General features: G+C 38.5%; 15 protein-coding genes. 9 read left to right on the top strand and 6 right to left on the bottom strand.

Annotation, left to right across the window (positions count from 1 at the left end; translation table 11 throughout):
- Nucleotides 1-163 precede the first annotated feature (163 nt).
- Nucleotides 164-1342: a 23S rRNA pseudouridine(2605) synthase RluB gene (gene rluB / locus PPBDW_RS10465; protein ID WP_036795347.1), complete on the top strand. Its 1179-nt coding sequence runs from the start codon at nt 164-166 to the stop codon at nt 1340-1342.
- Nucleotides 1343-1447: 105 nt separating this feature from the next.
- Here the strand turns inward: rluB and PPBDW_RS10460 are convergent, their stop codons facing one another.
- Nucleotides 1448-2218: a YciK family oxidoreductase gene (locus PPBDW_RS10460; protein WP_036795346.1), complete on the bottom strand. Its 771-nt coding sequence runs from the start codon at nt 2216-2218 to the stop codon at nt 1448-1450.
- A 264-nt stretch (nt 2219-2482) separates the two neighbouring features.
- Here PPBDW_RS10460 and sohB point away from each other — a divergent pair, with 264 nt between their 5' ends.
- On the top strand, nt 2483-3544 hold the full coding sequence (gene sohB / locus PPBDW_RS10455; protein WP_036795345.1) for a protease SohB: 1062 nt from the start codon (nt 2483-2485) through the stop codon (nt 3542-3544).
- A 56-nt stretch (nt 3545-3600) separates the two neighbouring features.
- On the opposite strand, the gene PPBDW_RS10450 is transcribed toward sohB, so the two are convergent.
- Complete coding sequence (locus PPBDW_RS10450; protein WP_036795344.1) at nt 3601-3858, bottom strand: YciN family protein; 258 nt, start codon at nt 3856-3858, stop codon at nt 3601-3603.
- A 617-nt stretch (nt 3859-4475) separates the two neighbouring features.
- Between PPBDW_RS10450 and topA the strand changes: the two genes are divergently transcribed.
- On the top strand, nt 4476-7127 hold the full coding sequence (topA, locus tag PPBDW_RS10445) for a type I DNA topoisomerase (RefSeq protein WP_036795343.1): 2652 nt from the start codon (nt 4476-4478) through the stop codon (nt 7125-7127).
- An 84-nt stretch (nt 7128-7211) separates the two neighbouring features.
- Here the strand turns inward: topA and miaE are convergent, their stop codons facing one another.
- Together miaE and PPBDW_RS10435 are read right to left on the bottom strand one after the other, a co-directional pair.
- Nucleotides 7212-8009: a tRNA isopentenyl-2-thiomethyl-A-37 hydroxylase MiaE gene (gene miaE / locus PPBDW_RS10440; RefSeq protein ID WP_036795342.1), complete on the bottom strand. Its 798-nt coding sequence runs from the start codon at nt 8007-8009 to the stop codon at nt 7212-7214.
- A 91-nt stretch (nt 8010-8100) separates the two neighbouring features.
- Nucleotides 8101-8862: a hypothetical protein gene (locus tag PPBDW_RS10435; protein WP_036795340.1), complete on the bottom strand. Its 762-nt coding sequence runs from the start codon at nt 8860-8862 to the stop codon at nt 8101-8103.
- A gap of 448 nt (nt 8863-9310) precedes the next feature.
- On the opposite strand from PPBDW_RS10435, the gene cysB reads away from it, so the two are divergent.
- Nucleotides 9311-10285, top strand: a complete 975-nt coding sequence (gene cysB / locus PPBDW_RS10430; protein WP_036795338.1) for an HTH-type transcriptional regulator CysB — start codon at nt 9311-9313, stop codon at nt 10283-10285.
- A 123-nt stretch (nt 10286-10408) separates the two neighbouring features.
- Nucleotides 10409-11611 (top strand): methyltransferase, encoded by a 1203-nt coding sequence (locus PPBDW_RS10425; protein WP_036795336.1) that lies wholly within the window; start codon nt 10409-10411, stop codon nt 11609-11611.
- A gap of 40 nt (nt 11612-11651) precedes the next feature.
- Here PPBDW_RS10425 and PPBDW_RS10420 read toward each other — a convergent pair whose 3' ends face one another.
- The gene (locus PPBDW_RS10420) at nt 11652-13622 is read right to left on the bottom strand and encodes a putative bifunctional diguanylate cyclase/phosphodiesterase (RefSeq protein ID WP_036795334.1); all 1971 of its coding nucleotides are present in this window, start codon (nt 13620-13622) and stop codon (nt 11652-11654) included.
- Nucleotides 13623-13811: 189 nt separating this feature from the next.
- Nucleotides 13812-15026: a tyrosine transporter TyrP gene (gene tyrP / locus PPBDW_RS10415; RefSeq protein ID WP_036795333.1), complete on the bottom strand. Its 1215-nt coding sequence runs from the start codon at nt 15024-15026 to the stop codon at nt 13812-13814.
- A 424-nt stretch (nt 15027-15450) separates the two neighbouring features.
- Here tyrP and PPBDW_RS10410 point away from each other — a divergent pair, with 424 nt between their 5' ends.
- The 4 genes from PPBDW_RS10410 (at nt 15451) to adiA (ending at nt 21694) form a co-directional block, all read left to right on the top strand.
- The gene (locus tag PPBDW_RS10410; RefSeq protein ID WP_036795332.1) at nt 15451-16668 is read left to right on the top strand and encodes a CinA family nicotinamide mononucleotide deamidase-related protein; all 1218 of its coding nucleotides are present in this window, start codon (nt 15451-15453) and stop codon (nt 16666-16668) included.
- 210 nt (nt 16669-16878) lie between these two features.
- The gene (locus PPBDW_RS10405; protein ID WP_036795331.1) at nt 16879-17721 is read left to right on the top strand and encodes an META domain-containing protein; all 843 of its coding nucleotides are present in this window, start codon (nt 16879-16881) and stop codon (nt 17719-17721) included.
- Between the two features lie 304 nt (nt 17722-18025).
- The gene (gene potE, locus PPBDW_RS10400) at nt 18026-19348 is read left to right on the top strand and encodes a putrescine-ornithine antiporter (protein ID WP_036795330.1); all 1323 of its coding nucleotides are present in this window, start codon (nt 18026-18028) and stop codon (nt 19346-19348) included.
- Nucleotides 19349-19402: 54 nt separating this feature from the next.
- Nucleotides 19403-21694 carry an arginine decarboxylase gene (gene adiA, locus PPBDW_RS10395; RefSeq protein WP_036795328.1) on the top strand — a complete coding sequence of 764 codons (2292 nt, stop codon included), beginning with the start codon at nt 19403-19405 and terminating at the stop codon, nt 21692-21694.
- Nucleotides 21695-21722 lie beyond the last annotated feature (28 nt).

Here is a 21722-nt window from a genome sequence, read left to right as displayed (position 1 = left end):
ATAAATTGTTTATTATCAGGTTAGAGTCTAAATTATTGCTATTCGCATCAATCATCCATAATCACTTTCTTTGTCGTGCAATGTTTGCCGTAAGAAGCTATGAGTATATGGCAATTTTGATGAGAATTTCGACGCCTGTGAAGGCGACAAAGGTTTGTTTATAATGAGTGAAAAATTACAAAAAGTGTTAGCGCGTGCTGGCCAAGGTTCACGTCGTGAAATCGAATTAATGATCCAAAACGGCCGTGTGAGCGTTGATGGTGTTGTAGCTAAACTTGGTGATCGTCTTGAAGATCTAAGCGTGAGTGTACGCATCGATGGTCACAATATCGCACTAATTTCGTCAGATGAAGAAATCTGCCGAATTTTGGCTTACAACAAGCCGGAAGGTGAGCTATGTACTCGCCATGATCCTGAAGGTCGTCGTACTGTTTTTGATCGTTTACCACGTTTAACAACAGGCCGTTGGGTTTCTGTTGGTCGACTAGATGCAAACACGTCAGGCTTATTACTGTTCACTACGGATGGTGAATTAGCTAACCGTTTAATGCACCCAAGCCGTACTGTTGAACGTGAGTACATGGTACGTGTGTTCGGTGAAGTGAACGAGCAGATGGTAAAAAATGTCGTTAAAGGCGTAGAGCTAGAAGACGGCATCGCACGTTTTGAAGATGTTGTTTATTCTGGCGGTGAAGGTATGAATCATACTTTTTACGTTGTAATCACTGAAGGTCGTAACCGTGAGGTTCGTCGTCTATGGGATTCGCAGGGTGTAACAGTTAGTCGTCTGAAACGTGTTCGTTACGGTGATGTTTACTTAACTAAAGACATGCCTCGTGGTGGTTGGAGCGAGCTTGAATTAAAAGAAGTGAACGAATTACGTGCAACGGTAGAATTGCCGCCTGAAACTGAAACTGTATTAACAGTTGAAGGACAGAAGCGTAAAAAAGGTATTCGTCAAATTCGTCGTGCTGTTCGTCGTCACGAAGAGCGTGTTGAAACAACGGGTCCTGCTGGTCGTCGTGGTCGTAACAATGATCGTCGTGTACCGTCAAGTTCAAGCCGTAATGCTGAAGTTGATTCTCAACAACAAGAGCAACGTGGTGGTCGCGGTCGCACAAAACCTGCACCAACAGGTCGTGATAACGCAAAGCCACGTTCAGATCGCGCTCAAGGCAAATCTGTTCATATAGCGGGCAAGCCACGAGATGATGAGAAGAAGCCTTATAAAGCATCAGATAAGCCACAAAGTACATCTGGTAAGCGTAAGCCTTCAGGTAATGCGGCAAATCGCCGTAACCCGTTAGCGAATAAGCCTGCTAAGCCACGTACACGTAAGTAATATTTAAATGTTGCTTACGATGTAAGCGCACTATGAGTATTAAAAAGCCGACAGTGATGTCGGCTTTTTTTATCACTATCATTTACAAATCACTGTATAAATTACTTATTCTTCTTCACAACTGATGCCTGGTTTACGTTGTGGTTGAGCGTCGATACATTGTCCTGAAACATGATGGCTTTCAGGCCCCATTAAATATAAGTAAAGTGGCATAATATCTTGTGGTGTTTTGAGTAAACGGGCGTCCTCAGCAGGAAAGGCTTGTGCGCGCATGCCTGTGCGAGTGCCGCCAGGGTTAATGGCATTCACATTAACAGTGGTATCACTAAGTTCATCAGCCAAGACTTGCATCATGCCTTCGGTGGCAAATTTAGAAATAGCATATGTGCCCCAAAAAGCACGACCACTGTGACCAACTGTTGATGAGGTAAAGATAATACGGCCATCGGGTGATTGCTTGATCAAAGGTAAAATAGCTTGAGTCAGTAATAGTTGCGCTTTAACGTTAACTTGCATTACATCATCAAAAATAGTTTCTTCAATATGCTCGATAGGGCTTAATGCTCCTAATAGACCAGCATTATGTAATACGCCATCTAAACGTCCAAATTGTTGCTCAATAGTATGTGCCATATCAAGATAATGTTGTTTGGTCGCACCCATTAAATCTAGGGGTACAATGGCAGCTTGCTTACCGCCATTTTTTTCTATTTGATCATAAACAGCTTCGAGCTTAGCAACTGTTCTACCTAATAAAATAACAGTAGCGCCATGAGCTGCATATTGAATTGCAGCTTCTCGACCGATACCATCACCAGCACCTGTAACTAAGATCACTCGATCTTTTAAATTGTCTGCAGCAATTAGATAATCCACGCTAGCTTCCTTTTAAATAATGTCTTTTTGTTGTTATTTGAGTGTTTTTTCGTCGAAGTACGCATCAAGTCTTGAGCTTAACTGTAATATCGATTACTACTAAAACATATCAGAATTTATACTCTGAGAGAACGTACATTTATTTGAAAATCGTGACGGTGAGCTTGATTTATTATAGTGATAAATTGAAGTGATAGCGGCGATAATGATTACACAGTTACAATAACTTATGGCGCTTTTTCTTGCCTAATAGAGGATTTAATATTGGAATTTTTGTTTGAATATGGTTTATTTTTCGCCAAAATAGCGACAGTTGTGATTGCGATTGTGGGTGTATTGGTGTTAGCAAAAGCCTTAAATGGTCGTCATGGTTCGCAAAAAGGTGAACTAGAAGTGATCGATTTAACTGAACAATATAAAGACACCGTTGAGCAGTTGGAATCACATTTATTTGATAAAGCTTTATTAAAAGCACGTGATAAAGCGGAGAAAAAATCAGATAAAGAGCACGATAAAGCACGTCAAAATGAAATCAAGCAAGCGGTAAAAAATGGCAATTTAACTACAACTCGTGAACCGCGTTTATTTGTAATTGATTTCCATGGCAGTATTGATGCGCGTGAAGTTTCATCATTACGCCAAGAAATTAGTGCAATTTTAGCGATTGCGATTGAAGGTGATGAAGTATTGCTACGCTTAGAAACTGGTGGCGGTATGGTGCATGCTTATGGCTTAGCGTCATCACAGCTTGATCGTTTAAAAGCTGCCGGTATTACACTAACAATTGCTGTTGATAAAGTTGCAGCAAGTGGCGGTTATATGATGGCATGTGTTGCTGATAAAATAGTATCAGCCCCATTTGCTATTGTGGGCTCAATTGGCGTTATCGCACAACTACCAAACTTTAGTAAGGTATTGAAGAAAAACGATATTGAGTTTGAACAAATTACAGCAGGTGAGTTTAAACGTACCTTAACAATGTTTGGTGAAAACTCTGATAAAGCGCGTGAGAAATTCAAGGAAGAAATTGAAGAGACTCATGGTTTATTTAAGCGATTTATTGCCGTTCACCGCCCAGAGCTTGATCTTAATAAAGTAGCAACGGGTGAGCATTGGTTTGGTCAACAAGCACTTGAATTAGGTTTAGTGGATCAGATTAGTACCAGTGATGATTTGATCACTGAAGCCTGTAAAGCACGTGAGGTGCTACAAGTTAAATATGTGCGTCGTAAGAAGTTGATTGAGAAACTATCTGGTGCATCAAGTGAGGCTGCTGATAGCTTATTAATGAAGTGGGTTGCTCGTGGTCAGCGTCCCTTCATGTAAGATTGTAAGTTGATTGAGAATCAAGAAAACCCGCAGTAATTGCGGGTTTTTTTAATTTAAACAAGTAGGGTGTTTAAGGTAAATTCTGGTGATAATTTATGAGCGAGAAACTTAAACATATTAAATACAGCAGTAGTTTTAGCGGTTGGTAGGCCTTCATCATCGAGGAAGTATTCGCCTTTGAAGATCAGTACACCGTCTTTTTCTGTTACAGATGTTGCGCGCATACCTTCAACATAATCTTTATGATCTTGAATGATTTGGTTAGCGATCATTAATAGCTCATTGATTGAAATTTCAGCTTTATTAGCCATGATTGATCCTCATCGATAGTGAAATAGCAACAGTCTAAGTAACTTGGTGTCAGAAAACAAATAACAGCTTTGTTAATTGGTTAATATCTATTCAGGTATGGTCATTAACCATATCAAAAAAAGCGGATATTGTGATTAAATGCAAAAAAATTTACTAAGGCTGATCAAATTATTCTATACAGATGATAATGGTAACGCGGTTTTATGTTATTACAGTGGTCATTGATCATCAAAGTGATTGTCCTATAAGGTAAATTATGATTTTATCACCTTGATAATCAGTACGTTGTAAATGGATTAAACTAAGCTAGAAACAGATTTACAAATTAATAACAATTGCAGAAGGTACAACCAAATAGACGAAATAAATTAAAAACCAGTTGACCTTCTTGTTTTCTAGCCCAATATGTAAAGAGTATTTTACGTAAATGAAGTGCAATAATTAATTGCAAATATGTATCATTATCAAATTGGAACTCATCATATTAATTCACTGCTCTTAGATTTTTCGATTAGTGACTTAATGAGATTGGTCGAATGTTGTGGCGCTAATGATTAGCTAAGCAGTTATTTATATTTTTAGTATTTAGCGAGCACGAGGACGTAATAGGGTCATTATGGGTAAATCTCTCGTTATCGTGGAGTCCCCAGCCAAGGCGAAAACAATTAATAAGTACTTGGGTAAGGATTTCATTGTAAAATCAAGCGTTGGTCACGTACGTGATTTACCAACGGGCGCACGCAGTGGCGGCAAAAAAGCGGCAGCAACATCGACCAAAGGGTTGAGTGTTGAAGAAAAAGCAGCGATTAAACAGAAGAAAGATCGTAAAGCGTTAATCAGCAAGATGGGTGTTGATCCCTATGATGATTGGAATGCGCACTATGAAATACTTCCAGGTAAAGAAAAAGTCGTTAGTGAACTTCAAAAATTAGCAGAAGATGCTGATTTTGTTTATCTCGCAACGGATTTGGACCGCGAAGGAGAAGCCATTGCGTGGCACCTTCGTGAGATCATCGGCGGCGATGAGTCACGCTACAAGCGAGTTGTATTTAACGAAATTACCAAAAATGCTATTCAACAAGCGTTTGAACAGCCTGGTGAATTAAATATTGATGGTGTGAATGCGCAACAAGCACGTCGATTCCTCGATCGTGTTGTTGGTTTCATGGTATCACCACTATTATGGAAAAAAGTTGCACGTGGTCTATCGGCAGGCCGTGTACAGTCGGTGGCAGTAAAACTGATTGTTGAGCGAGAGCATGAAATTAACGCGTTTGATCCTGAAGAGTTCTGGGATATTCATGCTGATACTTTAACGGTAGGCAAAGATGCCTTACGGTTAATGGTCGCGCAACAGGCGGGAAAACCATTCCGCCCAGAGAATAAAGTCGATACGATGGCAGCTCATGCGCTACTTGAAAAAGCAGCCTATGAAGTGATTGAGCGAGAAGATCGCCCAACCAGTAGTAAGCCATCTGCGCCTTATATCACCTCGACATTACAGCAAGCGGCAAGTACACGTTTAGGTTATGGTGTTAAGCGTACCATGGGCCTTGCACAGCGTTTGTATGAAGCTGGTTATATTACTTATATGCGTACTGACTCAACCAACCTTTCAAAAGAAGCGGTTGAAGCAGCTCGTGAGTTTATTGGTAACGAGTATGGTAATGAATATTTACCTGAAAATGCCAATATTTATGGTAGTAAGAAAAACGCTCAAGAAGCGCACGAAGCTATTCGTCCTTCAAGTGTTGATGTAAAAGCTGAAAATTTAGAAGGCATGGATCAAGATGCAATTAAGTTATATGACTTAATTTGGCGTCAATTTGTGTCTTGTCAGATGATGCCAGCAAAATATGACTCAAGTACGATTAACGTTAAAGCAGGTGATTTCTTGCTAAAAGCGAAAGGCCGTACATTGCGTTTTGCTGGTTGGACATTAGTACAGCGCCCATCAGGCAAAAATGAAGATACGACACTGCCTGAAGTGAACGTTGGTGATGTACTAAAGTTAGAGCAACTTGAGCCTAAGCAACACTTTACTAAGCCACCAGCTCGCTTTACAGAAGCAGCATTGGTTAAAGAACTTGAAAAACGTGGTATCGGTCGTCCATCAACGTATGCGTCGATTATTTCAACTATTCAAGATCGTGGTTATGTACGTGTTGATCAGCGTCGTTTCTACGCTGAAAAGATGGGTGAGATTGTTTCTGACCGTCTTGATAACAGTTTCCCTGATTTGATGGATTTTGACTTTACCGCCCGCATGGAAGGTAATCTTGATAAAATCGCTGAAGGTGAGAAAAACTGGAAAAAAGTACTTGATGAATTCTTCTCTGATTTTACAGCTGAGCTTCAAAAAGCTGAGTTAGATGAATCAGAAGGCGGTATGCAACCTAACAATATCGTTCTGACAGACATTCAATGTCCAACCTGTTCTCGTCCGATGGGTATTCGTACCGCATCAACAGGGGTATTCCTTGGTTGTTCAGGTTATGCACTGCCACCTAAAGAGCGTTGTAAAACAACCATCAATTTAGGCAGTGAAGATGGTATTGTTAATGTACTTGAGGAAGACGTTGAAACAGCAGCATTACGTGCTAAGAAACGTTGTCCTATTTGTAGTACAGCAATGGACGCTTACCTGATTGATCAAGATCGTAAACTACACGTTTGTGGTAATAATCCAAGTTGTGATGGTTACATCGTTGAAAAAGGTGAGTTCAAGCTTAAAGGCTATGAAGGCCCGTTGATTGAATGCGACAAGTGTGGCTCTGATATGGAGTTAAAGAACGGTCGTTTTGGTAAGTATATGGGGTGTACCAATGAAGCTTGTAAGAACACCCGCAAGATTCTAAAGAATGGCGAAGTTGCGCCACCAAAAGAAGACCCTGTACATTTACCAGAGATTCCATGTACCCAAGATACTAGTGCGTACTTTGTTTTACGTGATGGTGCTTCTGGTTTGTTCATGGCAGCAAGTACATTCCCTAAATCGCGTGAGACACGTGCTCCTTTAGTGGAAGAGCTTGTACGCTTTAAAGATCGTTTATCACCTAAGTTCTTATACTTAACTGATGCGCCTGTTGCTGACCCTGATGGTCTACCAACTGTCGTTCGTTTCTCTCGTAAGACCAAAGAGAATTACGTGCGTTCAGAAGTCGACGGTAAACCAACCGGTTGGACGGGTTTATTTGTAGATGGTAAATGGGAAATTACCGATAAGCGTAAGAAACCTAAAAAAGCGAAATCAGCAGAAGAAGAGTAATTAATTATTCTTTTGCATTAAAAAAAACCGCCAAATTTGGCGGTTTTTTTATTGGTTATGATAGTAATATGTTAGCGACTTGGCTTAAGCAGAACAAACAGCCATCACTGGAATACCACTGTGAAAACGGAAAGTATCATCTGGCGTGCTAATTAATTCCGCTTCTTTGATACCAATAGCCCTGATACGATCGGCTATATTCTTACCGGCGATTTTTTCTGCAAGGGTAAGGTAATCCTGATAATGGCGTGCTTCTGAACGTAATAATGAAATATAGAATTTCTTAAGCTCTGGATCTAAATAAGGTGCTAATTTAGCAAAACGTTCACAGGAACGTGCCTCAATGTATGCGCCAACAATTAATTTATCAATTAAGGTTGCTGGTTCATGAGTGCGTACGGCTTTCATCAATCCTTTAGCATAGCGCCCAGCATGAAGATTACTATAAGGGATATCACGCTTATCCATAATCTCTAATACTTGCTCAAAGTGATGAAATTCTTCTTTGATTAAACGTACCATTTTATCGATTAATTCTTGCCCATGAGCAAAATCATTGCGTGGTATTAAAGGTGCGAGTAAGCCATTTTTTTTATCATGAAAGTCAGTAGTTGAACGGCTCTTACCACCATAAACAAAATCTTCGTACGGTTTTGCCCATGCCATTAATATTGCGCCACTTGGTTTATCAATGGCGTATTTACGCACCATAAACATCGCAGTCTGACTTGCCTTTAATTCACAATTACAGTGATCGACTAATAAAGCAGTTAGATTTTCTGGTTTACGAGCTTCTTCAATCCAGCTATCAGGGGTTTCACATTGAAGAAATTGATTAATAGGTTGGAGTAACATATTAATCATTTGTTGAGTGTTATCCATAAGGCATGTCTTTTTATTGTTATTGAAGGCGTAAAAAAGGCCGCTATTGCGACCTTTGTCGTTGTACTATTTTAAGCCAAAGTGAATCAGATCACCATTTTCGCTTCGGTTGAAATAATACATCTAATTCATCGTTATCTTTATCAAGTAGTTGTTGACGTTCTTGTTCGCTACTTACGCTCATGTTGTTGTCGATTTCGTTGAGCATATATTGCAGTTTTTGTTGCGCTTTGGTGGCGTAGTTATCATTACGTGATGATAGAACATCAATGCCTTTTTTAAGTAATTGCTTAGCGGTACCAAATTGGCGTTTTAAACGTGCGTCATTAGCTCTTTTAACGACATTTTCAATATTAATTCTTAATTGCATGTTATCTAGACGTGTATTTTCAAGTACATAGGTTTGGGTCGCGATACGACCTTTACTATGCTCTCCTTTAAGAACATTTTTTAAACGCTTAACTAATTGCAACATGCCAATTGCCTGACGATCTGAGTTAGGTACTTGAAAAGGAACAACATTGGTTTGGTCAAAATGGGTTTCTAAATGTGCTAATTGTTCGCTAACATGATGAATTCGTTGTTTTAATGATCTATCTTTAGTATCGATTTCGGCTGTACTTTCAAGTGCATAAAGGATACGTTTATTAAGGCAGATTAATAATTCTTTACTATAGGGTAAGTGATTAGCGTTACTAATGAGTTCTTCTGTTGCATCAATGATCGCAACTTGTTTTGCTAATTCTTGCTGTTTAGCACTTTCTAGTCGTTGGCGATATTGAATGATTATGTTGTAACCAATAATTAAAATTAGTAGAAGACTGATTAAGCCAATAACAAGAGGGATACTCATAAAGTGTGTCTATCTTCCATGGTTGATATATAACTATGGAAGATACACTATCTCATTGTTTAGTGGTAGTTTATTAGTAAAAAATGCTAACTAAATAACGCTGTAGAGAAAGATATAGTTTTTTAATTAAATACTTTGTTTTTATTCTGACTTTACTTCAATATGCAGAATTAGAGTGTAAATATATTATTATTTATTCCCCTTTCTAACACCTTATTTAATATGATTAAGCGCTTATATTTTGGTAAGTGTTTGTGCATTGACTTATGCCTATTCGATAGTGAAACCGTATTTTTATGGTTAAAAGTAAATAAATACTATGAAATAGGGTTAATTCAATATATAAAATATTTATTACATGGTTGCACGATCATGCTTTGAAATGAAAATCAGTGGCTGAGTTTATGGATAAGTGTGAAAGGTAACGGATTATTGACTGGGCGAGACCATGAAATTACAACAATTACGTTATATCGTTGAGGTCGTAAATCATAACCTTAACGTATCATCGACGGCTGAGAGTTTATATACCTCTCAACCGGGTATTAGTAAACAAGTACGTTTATTGGAAGATGAATTAGGTATTCAGATTTTTGAACGTAGTGGTAAACATTTAACTAAAGTTACCTCTGCTGGTGAAGATATAGTACGGATTTCGCGTGATATTTTATCACGTGTTGAGAGTATTAAGGCTGTTGCTGGTGAGCACACCCATCCAGAAATGGGAACGCTGAATATTGCGACTACTCATACGCAAGCACGTTATGCGCTACCACATGTTATTCAAGGTTTTACACATCGATTCCCTAAAGTCTCATTACATATGCATCAAGGTACACCAGCGCAAATTGCAGATGCTGTTGGTAAAGGGAACTCTGACTTTGCAATAGCAACCGAAGCGCTGCATTTATATCAAGATATGATTATGTTGCCTTGTTACTATTGGAATCGTTCAATTGTGGTGCGTAAAGATCATCCCCTTGCGACTAAACAAACTATCACCATTCATGATTTAGCAGCATATTCATTAGTGACCTATGTGTTTGGATTTACTGGGCGTTCTGAACTAGATAGTGCCTTTAATCGTTCGGGCCTAACGCCAAGAATTGTTTTTACCGCTACAGACGCTGATGTTATTAAAACATATGTGCGCTTAGGTATTGGTGTCGGTGTGATTGCCAGTATGGCAATGGATCCTGATGCCGATCATGATTTGGTTGCTATTGATGCAAGTCATATCTTTGCCTCTAGTACGACCATGATAGGTTTTAAAAAAGGTACTTTCTTACGTACTTATATGTATGACTTTATGGAACGTTTTGCGCCTCATCTTACCCGTAATGTGGTGGATCAAGCGATTGGATTAAAAAATGCAGCAGAAATAAACGAGATGTTTGCATCAATGGATTTACCTGTTAGATAACGTGAAATATTGTTGTTGGAATTAAATAGACCGCTAGTGATAGCGGTTTTTTTATTTGGTTAATGTGTCAGGCGTAAGCTTGGTATACACTAGCCCCAATTTTTGGTGGGTAAATGGTTGTTTATGTCTAACTACGTTGAGCTTTTTCATCGTCTTGATGCATTATTGGTAAAAAATCGTCAATTTTGGCAGTTTATGCCTTTTGCTGAACGTGGCTTCGTTTGGCCCCAACATGCGCAATTTTGCCAATGGTTAATGACTATAGATGACAGCCAATTACAATTGTTAACTCATGATATCAATGCATTAACAGCAGCATTAATGCCATGGATTGAAGATGCCGAATTATTAACTCACCTTACAACTGAAATACAGCCTTTAAATCGCACCGCGAGATCAGTACCACAGGGGTTTGATAGCGGCATTCCTGGTCGCAAGTGGCAACAAATTATCGCGTTTAATGAAGTGTTACCACCATTAGGCTTGCCATGGTTAGAGTGGTGCGCCGGTAAAGGCTATCTTGGGCGTGTACTTGCCGTATCACATCAACAGTCAGTAACTAGCCTAGAGTGGCAACAGCAGCTATGTATTGATGGTGAGCAAGCAGCTAAGCAATTAGAATTGGATATTAATTTTGTTCATGCTGATGCGTTTAGTGCGGATAGTGACGATGCTATTGCTACTGAGCAACATGCCGTTGCCTTACATGCTTGTGGTGATTTGCATGTCTCATTATTGCAGCGAGTTGTGGCTAAAAAAGGTGCCGCCGTAAGTATTTCACCTTGCTGTTATCATTTAATCCGTCAATCACATTATCAGCCGATGTCAGCCGCTGCTAAGACAAGTACATTGGTTTTATCTAAACATGATCTACGGTTGCCATTACAAGAAACTGTTACCGCTGGTAATCGAGTGAGACAGTTACGCTTTGTCGAGGTTAGCTTTCGTTTAGGGTTTGATTTATTACAGCGCGAGTTAAATAACACTGATACTTATCTTGCTATTCCTAATGTACAAAAAGCATTATTAACACAAGGTTTTGAAGCTTTTTGTCAGTGGGCAGCATTAAAAAAGGGGATTGAGTTACCTGCCAATATTGATTTTAATATGTGGCAACGCCAAGGTGAAAAGCGATTTGCAATTACTGAAAGAATGGAGCTTGTTCGGCAATTATTTCGACGACCACTTGAAATTTGGCTTGCGCTTGATCGGGCTTGTTTTCTTGAAGAACAAGGATATAAAGTCGTGCTCGGATCTTTTTGTGATAAGCCAATAACACCTCGTAATTTATTGATCCATGCTGAGCGTGGTGATATCGCAAAATAAGGGTGATATATTCCCTATCAAATTAATGATAGGGAAATAGTTAAGCTGATAATTGTATTGGCATATCCGCTAATTGGACATGAAAGTATTTCTGTTCGATCTCGTGAACAGGCATGGGTTTACTAAAGAAATATCCCTGACAGTAATCAAAACCGCATTGATTGATATAATCAAGCTGAGCTTGTGTCTCAACACCTTCTGCAACAATCTTTAGATTTAATTTCTCACAGATAGCTTTGGTCGCTTCAATGATGACTTTGCTACTTGTGTGTTCGCCTTGTACAAAACTTTGATCAAGTTTAACGGTACTAATTGGTAAATCATGTAACTGTGATAATGAAGAATATCCAGTACCAAAATCATCTAAATAGAGCTCAATACCCATCGCAGCTAATGCATCTAAGCAAGGCTTAGTTTCGCAGTAATCCTGCAGCATCGCTGATTCAGTGATTTCTAATGCAAGTTGTGATGGATTGACATTATATTGATTGATAATTTGTTCAATAGTTTGGGCTAAGTTCGGCTGTAATTGTGCTCGTGATAAATTAATACTGATGATAAACGTTTGCTTATAAAGTTGTGTCCAATATGCAAGCTGTTGGCAAGCACTGTGTAAAATCCATAATCCCAGCGGTACAATTTGGCCTGTTTCTTCTGCTAGCGGAATAAATTCAGCTGGTGAAACTTGGCCTAAAGATTCATCATACCAGCGGATCAAGGCTTCAAAGCCTTTTAATTGTTGAGTGCTTAAGTCAATAATTGGCTGATAATATAACTCGAAATCTTGATTTTCGAGTGCTTGGGATAAGTGGTGACGCAAGGTCATTTTGCGATATAACGCATCGGCCATTTCTTGTAAAAAAGGATAAGAACAATTGCGCCCTCGCTGTTTAGCGCGGTGCATTGCCATATCTGCTTGTGTTACCAGCGTATCAAAATTATTGGCATCATCAGGGTAGTTTGATGTACCTATACTGCAACTAATTGAGAGCTCACCAATATCTTTAATGTGGAACGGTCGATTTAACGTTTCTATTATTTGATTTGAAAAATTGGCAATGGTTGTGTAATTACGTCTCTCTATTTGAATAATAAACTCATCACCACCGAAACGTGCTACCAAGCCTTTATCTTTAACGACATTTAATAATCGTATTGCCACAGCACGTAGTAATTTATCGCCAGCAGCATGGCCATACGTATCATTAACAAGCTTAAAACCATCAAGATCAAGAAATAGTAAACTATATTGTGACAATCGATGATGACTGGCTTTTAATGCCGCAGATACCCCTCGACGATTCATTAGCCCAGTAAGGAAATCATGTTCAGCATTGTATTTTTCTTTATTTAGTTTTTCTTTATCTTTAGTGACATTAACCAGTTGTAATAATAATTGTGAATTATCGCAAAGCCATTTAGCTTCAATATCAAACCAATGATGACGTTGGCCTGTCCAACATAAACTGTTGCATTTGAAGTGATTATTTTTTTTGGCGTTATCGAGCCATTGCTGTGCAATATTAATATCACCAATGAACTCTGAAAGATCGACTAAATGATTACCGTAACTACTTGAAAAGGCATCATTAGCGCTAATGAATTTGCCATCACTAGAGAAAAGAAGTGCTAAATTTGAACAATCTGAAAAAGCGAGATCGCGGCGTAGAGATGATTCATCAGCAATCACTTCAACCAGCATTGCAGTGCGGCCATCATCGAGTGGAATACCCGAAAATAAGCACAGCATATTTTTAGTGATTTTTTTGGGGTTAAAACGCCACCAAGTTTTAATTACTTTGTTTAATTTAAAAGCTTGTTGGTATTCTACTAATGTTGCCCCCGCTGCCGCGGACATATCTTGACCTAAATCACGATTTAAGAGCTCTTCAATAGATGTAGCTTCCCATAAACGTAGCGATTTATCATTTGCCCATAGGATTTTTTTATTATCAACATCAAATACCCAGATTGGATTTTGGAGATAATGTAAAGGCGAGAATGGATCCATCTCCAACTTCTTTCTTTTTATTGAGGTGTTAATTCCTGAGAGAATAACCGAAATAATATCAGTTAAACATCCTCTTATTATCACTACGTGATATTAGTTCATGTTTTTATATGTCAAATGTGGATGACTAACTGTAATAAGAGCAAAAAAAAGAGGCTAGTAATAGCCTCTTTTTATATATCAGTATAATTAACCGACTGCAGGTATTATTCCAACCATTTGTAATAACTGTGCGGTGATAATAATAATACCGACGATAGTTACAAGACCTAAAGACAATGAGCCACCTTTTACAACATAGCCTGATTGATGGTTTGTAGCATGCTGTGCTTTACGTTGTGCTCTAACCATAGCGACGGGTAAAAATATAGCCAAAATCACCAATGAAATAGCAGCGTAACCTAATGCCATAATAAACCCTTGTGGGTAGAACACAGCAAAAGCGAGAGGTGGCAAAAAGGTGATTAAAGCTGTTTGCCCACGACCAGCAAAATGATTACCACGATTAAGTGTATCAGCTAGAAAATCAAACAGTCCTAAGCTCACACCAAGGAATGAGGTTGCTAATGCAAGGTCTGCAAAAATAGATACAGACTGACCTATCATTGGATTGTGAAGTAATTGACTTAAGCTACTGATAAACGAACCAAGGGTACTGTTAGCCATTAATTGTGGCTGCCCCATAATACCTTGGCTGGCTAATTGCCATAAAATGTACACTACCAGTGGTAGTGCAGAGCCAAAGATCATGATTTTTTTCAGTGCTTTAATATCAATCCCAATGTAACGCACAATTGAAGGGATACTGCCGTGAAAGCCAAAGGATGTAAAAATAACAGGTAAGGCAGATAAAATTAACCCCTTCTCGATCGGCATTTCAACCAGATGTTGCCCCTGAACATGTGGCAGTAATAATCCAAGCATTACTGCAAGAGCCACTACTTTTGCAGTGAAGAGGATACGATTAACCATATCAACACTGTGTGTGCCTATTGATACAACACTAGCAATAGCGATAGTAAAAATCACCGCACCTATTTGAGGAGCAATAGTTGTTCCTGTCCAAGTAGAGATCTTTTCACTTAATTGGCTTCCACCTCCAGCAATGTAGGCGGCGCATAATGCGTAAAATAAGAAGAACATTGCCAATGTTGCAATGGTTTGTCCCTTACGACCTAATAATTGGTGTGCCAATGAATTTAATGTCGAAGAGGGATCTGCGTGTTGATGAACTTCTAGCATTAATAATGCGGTGTAGGTCATTAATGCCCAAATACCGATCATAATAATTGTTGCAGTGGTAAAACCTAAACCTGCAGATGCAAGAGGAAGAGCTAGCATACCTGCACCAATAGTAGTGCCAGCAATGATCAGCATACTGCCGAATGTTTTATTTAAAGACATGATTATGTCACTCCCTGAGGATAAAAAATGTAACTTGGGAGGGGGTATAAATACACCTGTGGTCGCTCCCTATATATAAAGCAGGCCACAATGGCATAATCGAGATGACGTGTTTTAAAATGTTTACACCTAGATTGAGCCACTGTGGCTATCGATAGGCTGTGTTTAGACGGTTAGTTCGCACGTTTATTCTCTCTTCATTAGATATAATAACAAATTAAAGATGTTCAGCTGTTGCTATTAGTCGCTACATTAACGATAGAGTTTGCGGCTGTCAACTTATCTTTATCGTGTAAACAATTATTTACAGTGCTTGTTAAGATAAACAATAATCAATAATAAAGCCGATATAATATTCTATCTATGGCTTAAGGTTAGGCATAAACTGTAGTTAATAAACAGGATTTTATAAGGAATAATAACCATGCTTAATGTAGTGATGATCAGTACTGGGGAAGAAGTACTGTATGGCGATATTACGGATACAAATGCAGCATGGTTATCGGCACAGTTTTTCGAACAAGGTTTTGCGATGACGCGTCGAGTAACTGTGGGTGATGACTATGAAGCATTAGCGAAAGAAATTGAGATGTGTAGTTTAAGTGCCGATATTGTGATCGTAAATGGTGGCTTAGGACCAACATCAGACGATCTTACGGCGGCATCTGCTGCAATGGCTGCTAATGTTGGTCTTGAGCAATCGGATGCTTGGATTGCTGAGATGAAAGCGAAGTATCAGCAATTGGGGCGAGTGATGCCTACTGCTAATCTTAAACAAGCGATGTTACCCGAAGGTGCGGAATTAATTGATAATCCTGTTGGTACTGCATGTGGGTTTATTATGCAGTTAAATCGCGCGTGGTTGTTTTTTACTCCCGGTGTGCCGAGTGAGTTTAAAGTAATGGTGAAGGAACAAATATTACCGCGCCTGCAAGCTATGTTTAATGTAACGGATAGTAAAGTTTGCCATCGTCTTTATACTTATGGATTATCTGAATCTAGCATTAGTGATCTATTCCAAGTCTTAACATTGCCTGATGGCTATTGCTTAGGTTATCGATCATCGTTGCCTTTTATTGAAATAAAGTTATTTGCTCCTCAAGATGATATTCGGTCAACGGCGTTATTATCCCAAATGACAGAGTTACTTGGTGACAATATTGTCGGAGAAGGGTGTTCTTTACTTGATTCAATTGCGAACTTATTACCAAAGGATGCCACGCTAGCATTATCAGAACAAAGTTCGGGTGGATTTGCGATTAATTGGTTACAAGATGTGTCGTCATTAAGTGCGAGATTAGCGCAGAGTGAGGTCATGACTGATAGGGTAGATGAGCATGCTTGTGTTGAAGAATTATCAACCTTAATTGCATTACGTGCACAGCGATTGCATTTACACTCATCTGCAACTTATACACTAACAACTGGCCCGTCATTAATTGATGGTGGATTTATGCTAGGCCTTACAACCCCTGATGGTTGCTGGTGTCAGCAGTTAATGTTTAAGCGTCAATATCGTAATTATGATCGACGTTGGATTATATCAACCGTGTTATTTGATATGTTACGTCGCTATTTACAAGGTAAAGAAGTGTTTGGCTGTTATGAGTCACTCGATCGTGTTGTAAGTGAGCGATTATAGAATCTTATAATAAGAATAAGGTAATGTATTACAGGCATTATTATTATTTTGAATGCTGTATTATTGTGATAATAAGTGATAGGATTCAGAAAAAGTTAGTCGCAAATCATTGTCTGTATGATTAATACTGAAGTTATGATCATGATCGCGACTCAAAAAATAAGCAGAGTAATTTCTTCAAATAAATAGACATAGATTTAAGGAAAAATAATGGCTTTCAAATTAAAAAAAGTAGTATTAGCAACATCCGTTATGTTATCCGCTTTAATGCTACAAGCATGTAATGATAAAGAAGCTACTGTTAAAGCACCTCAGCAACCAACAGCTGTTGTTCAAGCAGAGAAAGCTGATATGAAACCATTAGATGTAAGTGTTATTTATTTAGATCGTCGTATGCTACCGCCAGGTGCTGTGTTGAATGTTACACTTGAAGATGTATCACTTGCAGATGCACCATCAGTAACATTGAGTACCGAGTCAATGGATATAGCGGGTGCGCCACCTTATCCAGTAACGTTGAATTATGATGCCAATAAAGTAAAAGCTAATCATCGTTACAGTGTTCGTGCAACAGTGAAAGTCGATAATAAATTGATCATGACTTCAACTTCAGCAATGGATCCATTTGCAGCTGATGCAAAACAGCCATTAGCGGTTAAATTAGATCGTGTTGCACCTGCTCAAAATGCAGCTCCAAAGGCGAATCAACCGAGCCTTGCTGGGCCACAATGGCAATTAGTCACCTTATCAGGTCAAGCTGTTCAACCTGGCGCAGGTGGTAATAGTGCTTTTATTCAATTTGATGCGACGACTAAAAATGCCAGCGGTTTTTCTGGCTGTAATAATTTTCACAGTGCATTGGAGTCTCAAACAGCAACAACATTGACGTTAGGTCAAGCAGCATCTACACGTAAAATGTGTATGGATGGAATGGAACTAGAACAAGCATTTTTAGCTGCATTACCTGAGTTTTCTACTTATAGCATTAATAATAATATATTAAGTATTAAAGATAATAACGGTAATGTTATTGCGACTTTTAAAATAAAATAATAGTCTAATAAAAAAGTATTATAGCGTATAGAAGAAGCTTTTCTTTTATGCGCTTTTTTTTGTGTAAATATTAGTTATTGATTAATAAATAAATAACAAAATTACTTAGTTCATGTATTTAAAATATGCAAAAAAAAAGGTTATTTTATTCTTACCACCTCAAAATATTTGAATATATCATTAACAAATAAACCTATCCTCATATTTTAAATTATACTTATTCCGATATAAAACATTGGTGTCTAATTTCATTGAAATAATATTGTTTTAAAGATAATTAATAAGCTATAAGGTAGTTTACGCTATGAGTTCAAACAGTAACAAAATGGGACTAATGGGATTAACGACCATAGTTACCGTTAATATGATGGGATCGGGGATAATATTATTACCCTCAAGTTTAGCCGCAACAGGAGGAATAGCTTTACTTGCATGGGTTGTTACTGCAATAGGTGCATTAGCAATAGCTTATGCGTTCGCTAAATGTGGTATGTATTGTAGCGATGATGGTGGTATGTCAGCTTACGCAGAAAAAGCGCATGGTAAATCCAGTTTTTTTATTGCCTCTTATACTTACTATGTGTGTCTTGTTATTAGTGCCGTTGCTATTGCGGTATCAGCTGTAGGATATTTGGAGTATTTTATTCCATGGTTAAAAGAAACGCCAATACATACCTTTGTTGGTGTTATTTCCATTTTAATTATTACTATGTTTGCGAATGTAAGAGGAGCAAAAATAACGGGGGGGATCTCAACAATAACAGTATGGGGGATTATTATTCCAGTGCTGGGTTTATCTATAATAGGCTGGTTTTGGTTTGATCCTAAGATATTTGCAGAAGCATGGAACCCTAATGATATCTCTGTTGGTAGCGCTGTCTATGCGGGTATGGCATTAACATTATGGGCATTCTTAGGTATTGAATCAGCAGGTGCTAACTCAGGAACCGTTGAAAATCCAGAACGTAATGTACCACTTGCTTGTATGCTTGCCACTGTGTTTTCTGCTGCTACATATATTGCTTCAACAACAGTTATTCAGGGGATTATTCCTAATGAAGTATTATCTAAATCCGATTCCCCATTTGGATTAGTTTTCGCGCAGATGTTTAATCCATTTGTAGGTGAAATTATTACAGCAATGGCAATTGTTGCATGTCTTGGTTCATTATTAGGTTGGCAGTTTACGAATGCGCAAGTATCTAGAGTTGCTGCAGATATGCGATTATTCCCTAAAATATTTGGTGAATTAAATAAATATGATGCGCCGTTTAAAGGCATGATGCTTATGTTGGCATTTGAATTAATTCTTGCCGTTATGACAATTTCCCCAACATTATTAAAACAATTTAATGTGTTAGTTAATCTTGCTGTATTTATTAATATGGTACCTTATATTCTTTCTCTAACTGCCCTCGGTATTATTATGAGAAATGCCAATGTGAATCAAAAGGAATATCGTAACGGTATTATTATTGGTTCTGTCGCTGTTTTATATAGTATTTATGGCGCTTATTCTACTGGAGAAGAGGCCGTATTTTATGGTGCTATAATTACCTTGCTTGGTTATTTCTTCTATGGGTTTATTGCTAGTCGTGAAGCTGTAATTAATAAAGAGTCATCGTGAATTTAATTATATTAAATGAAATTTAATTATTAATCTGATATTAAAGGATTGTATATGTTGAATTATGGTAAGCATATGAGAGTGTTAATTTTTGATAACTCTCAAGCTACAGGTGTGGTTGCTAATGCTATCGACCGATTAGTTGAGCAATTTGAAGATGAATCAATTATTGTTGCTAAAGCATCTACTTACGATGATTGTTATTCAATGCTAAATGTCAATATGGCTATTGATTGCTTTATGTTGACCTCAAGTATGACGGGGCAACAGCAAGAAGAGAACGATATGTTCTTTTCACTCATAGAAAAGTTGAATCAGCGTCAACAAGGTGTTCCTGTTTTCTTATTAGCGGAACGTAAGAAAATGACCTTAACCGTTGATCGCCATCTAATGTCATTAGTGAGCGAATTTGCTTGGATTCTAGAAGATACCTCTGATTTTATGGCGGGTCGAGCGATTGCTGCGATGCAACGTTATCGAGAGCAATTATTGCCACCGTTAGCAAATGCAATGATGAAGTACGATAGTGTGCATGAGTATTCATGGGCAGCCCCTGGTCACCAAGGTGGGGTGGGTTTTCTAAAAACACCTGAAGGTCAGCGGTTTTATAATTATTACGGTGAAGGGCTCTTTCGTTCAGATATGGGGATTGAGCGTGGTTCTTTAGGTTCATTACTTGATCATACCGGTGCATTTGGTGAAAGTGAGGATTATGCCGCTAAGGTCTTTGGGGCAGATAAATCCTATTCATTGGTAACAGGAACTTCTGGAGCCAACCGTACCATCATGCAAATTTGTATGAGGGAAAACACCTTAGCGATTTGTGATCGAAATTGTCATAAATCGATAGAGCAGGGGTTAATGTTAACTGGAGCATTACCTGTCTATATGGTACCGACTCGTAATCGTTATGGGATCATCGGTCCAATTTATCCTGAGCAAATGTCGCCCGAAGGTTTAAAAAAATCAGCCGAAAGTAGTGAGTTAACAAAAGCTCAAGCTGGCGGGCAGGCAACCTATGCGGTGGTAACAAACTGCACTTATGATGGTTTATGCTATAACGCTAAACGCGCTCAAGATATTTTAAGTGAAAGTAGTAATAGAATTCACTTTGATGAAGCATGGTATGGCTACGCACGTTTTAATCCTATTTATACCGATCACTTTGCAATGCGTGGCGAGCCAGAAGAAACCCCTGATGATGGACCAACGGTCTTTGCTACTCATTCAACCCATAAATTGTTGAATGCACTTTCTCAAGCGTCATGGATCCATGTTCGTTATGGTAAAGATCATATCAACTTTGAACGTTTTAATCAGTCATACATGATGCATGCGACTACATCACCGTTGTATGCTATTAGTGTTTCTAACGATATTGCCGTTTCACAAATGGCTGGTAATCGAGGGGAGTCATTAACCAATGAAGTGATTAAAGAAGCGGTTGATTATCGTCAAGCAATGGGACGTTTACATCGAGAGTTTGTGGCTGATGGCGATTGGTTCTTTAAACCATGGAATGCGGAATCTATCGTTGATCCAGATACTGGGGTCGAATATGCATTTGAAGATGCACCAGCAGAATTATTAGCCACTAATCAAGATTTTTGGATCATGAAGCCTGGTGATAAATGGCATGGTTTCGACGATATTCCCAAAGATTGGTGTATGCTCGATCCAATTAAGGTCAGCATTTTAGCGCCAGGTATGGGGGATAATGGTAAGTTACTTGATACAGGTGTTCCGGCAGCGTTAGTGACGCAATATTTAACCCGTTTTGGTATTGTGCCAACGCGTACCACTGATTTTCAAGTGATGTTCTTGTTCTCAATGGGGATAACGAAAGGTAAGTGGGCAACCTTAGTGAATACCTTACTCAGTTTTAAAACGCACTATGATAATAATACCCCATTAAAATCAGTACTGCCTGATTTAGCAGCGAGTCACCCGCAAGTGTACGGCGATTTAGGCTTGAAAGACTTGGGTGATAAGATGTTTACCTATCTAAAAACGCATACTCCATCTGAAATGTTGAATGCCGCTTATTCGACGTTACCAAAAGCAGATATCACCCCACGAGCAGCGTTTGAAGCGATAGTCGATGATAATGTTGAAATGGTACCATCGACGAAACTACAAGGCCGTATTGCTGCAAATGCAGTTATTCCTTATCCACCAGGTATTCCAATGTTGATGTCAGGTGAGAACTTTGGCGATGCAAATAGCCCTCAAATTGGTTATTTACACAGTTTAGAAATTTGGGATAAAGAATTCCCTGGTTTTGAGCATGAAACTGAAGGTACGGAAGTGGAAGATGGTGTTTATCATGTGATGTGTGTGAAGTAATTACAGTTAACGATTATATTTATAGTAA

It is taken from the genome of Photobacterium kishitanii, from assembly GCF_000613045.3.
Taxonomy (GTDB): Bacteria; Pseudomonadota; Gammaproteobacteria; order Enterobacterales; family Vibrionaceae; genus Photobacterium; species Photobacterium kishitanii.
This window is presented reverse-complemented; position numbering and strand designations above follow the sequence as displayed.

Bases quoted from the DNA above. Each gene is read 5' to 3' on its own strand.
- topA (WP_036795343.1), top strand. From the start codon at position 4,476: ATGGGTAAATCTCTCGTTATCGTGGAGTCCCCAGCCAAGGCGAAAACA.
- PPBDW_RS10425 (WP_036795336.1), top strand. From the start codon at position 10,409: ATGTCTAACTACGTTGAGCTTTTTCATCGTCTTGATGCATTATTGGTA.
- cysB (WP_036795338.1), top strand. From the start codon at position 9,311: ATGAAATTACAACAATTACGTTATATCGTTGAGGTCGTAAATCATAAC.
- tyrP (WP_036795333.1), bottom strand. From the start codon at position 15,026: ATGTCTTTAAATAAAACATTCGGCAGTATGCTGATCATTGCTGGCACT.
- adiA (WP_036795328.1), top strand. From the start codon at position 19,403: ATGTTGAATTATGGTAAGCATATGAGAGTGTTAATTTTTGATAACTCT.
- PPBDW_RS10410 (WP_036795332.1), top strand. From the start codon at position 15,451: ATGCTTAATGTAGTGATGATCAGTACTGGGGAAGAAGTACTGTATGGC.
- PPBDW_RS10405 (WP_036795331.1), top strand. From the start codon at position 16,879: ATGGCTTTCAAATTAAAAAAAGTAGTATTAGCAACATCCGTTATGTTA.
- PPBDW_RS10420 (WP_036795334.1), bottom strand. From the start codon at position 13,622: ATGGATCCATTCTCGCCTTTACATTATCTCCAAAATCCAATCTGGGTA.
- rluB (WP_036795347.1), top strand. From the start codon at position 164: ATGAGTGAAAAATTACAAAAAGTGTTAGCGCGTGCTGGCCAAGGTTCA.
- miaE (WP_036795342.1), bottom strand. From the start codon at position 8,009: ATGGATAACACTCAACAAATGATTAATATGTTACTCCAACCTATTAAT.
- potE (WP_036795330.1), top strand. From the start codon at position 18,026: ATGAGTTCAAACAGTAACAAAATGGGACTAATGGGATTAACGACCATA.
- PPBDW_RS10450 (WP_036795344.1), bottom strand. From the start codon at position 3,858: ATGGCTAATAAAGCTGAAATTTCAATCAATGAGCTATTAATGATCGCT.
- PPBDW_RS10435 (WP_036795340.1), bottom strand. From the start codon at position 8,862: ATGAGTATCCCTCTTGTTATTGGCTTAATCAGTCTTCTACTAATTTTA.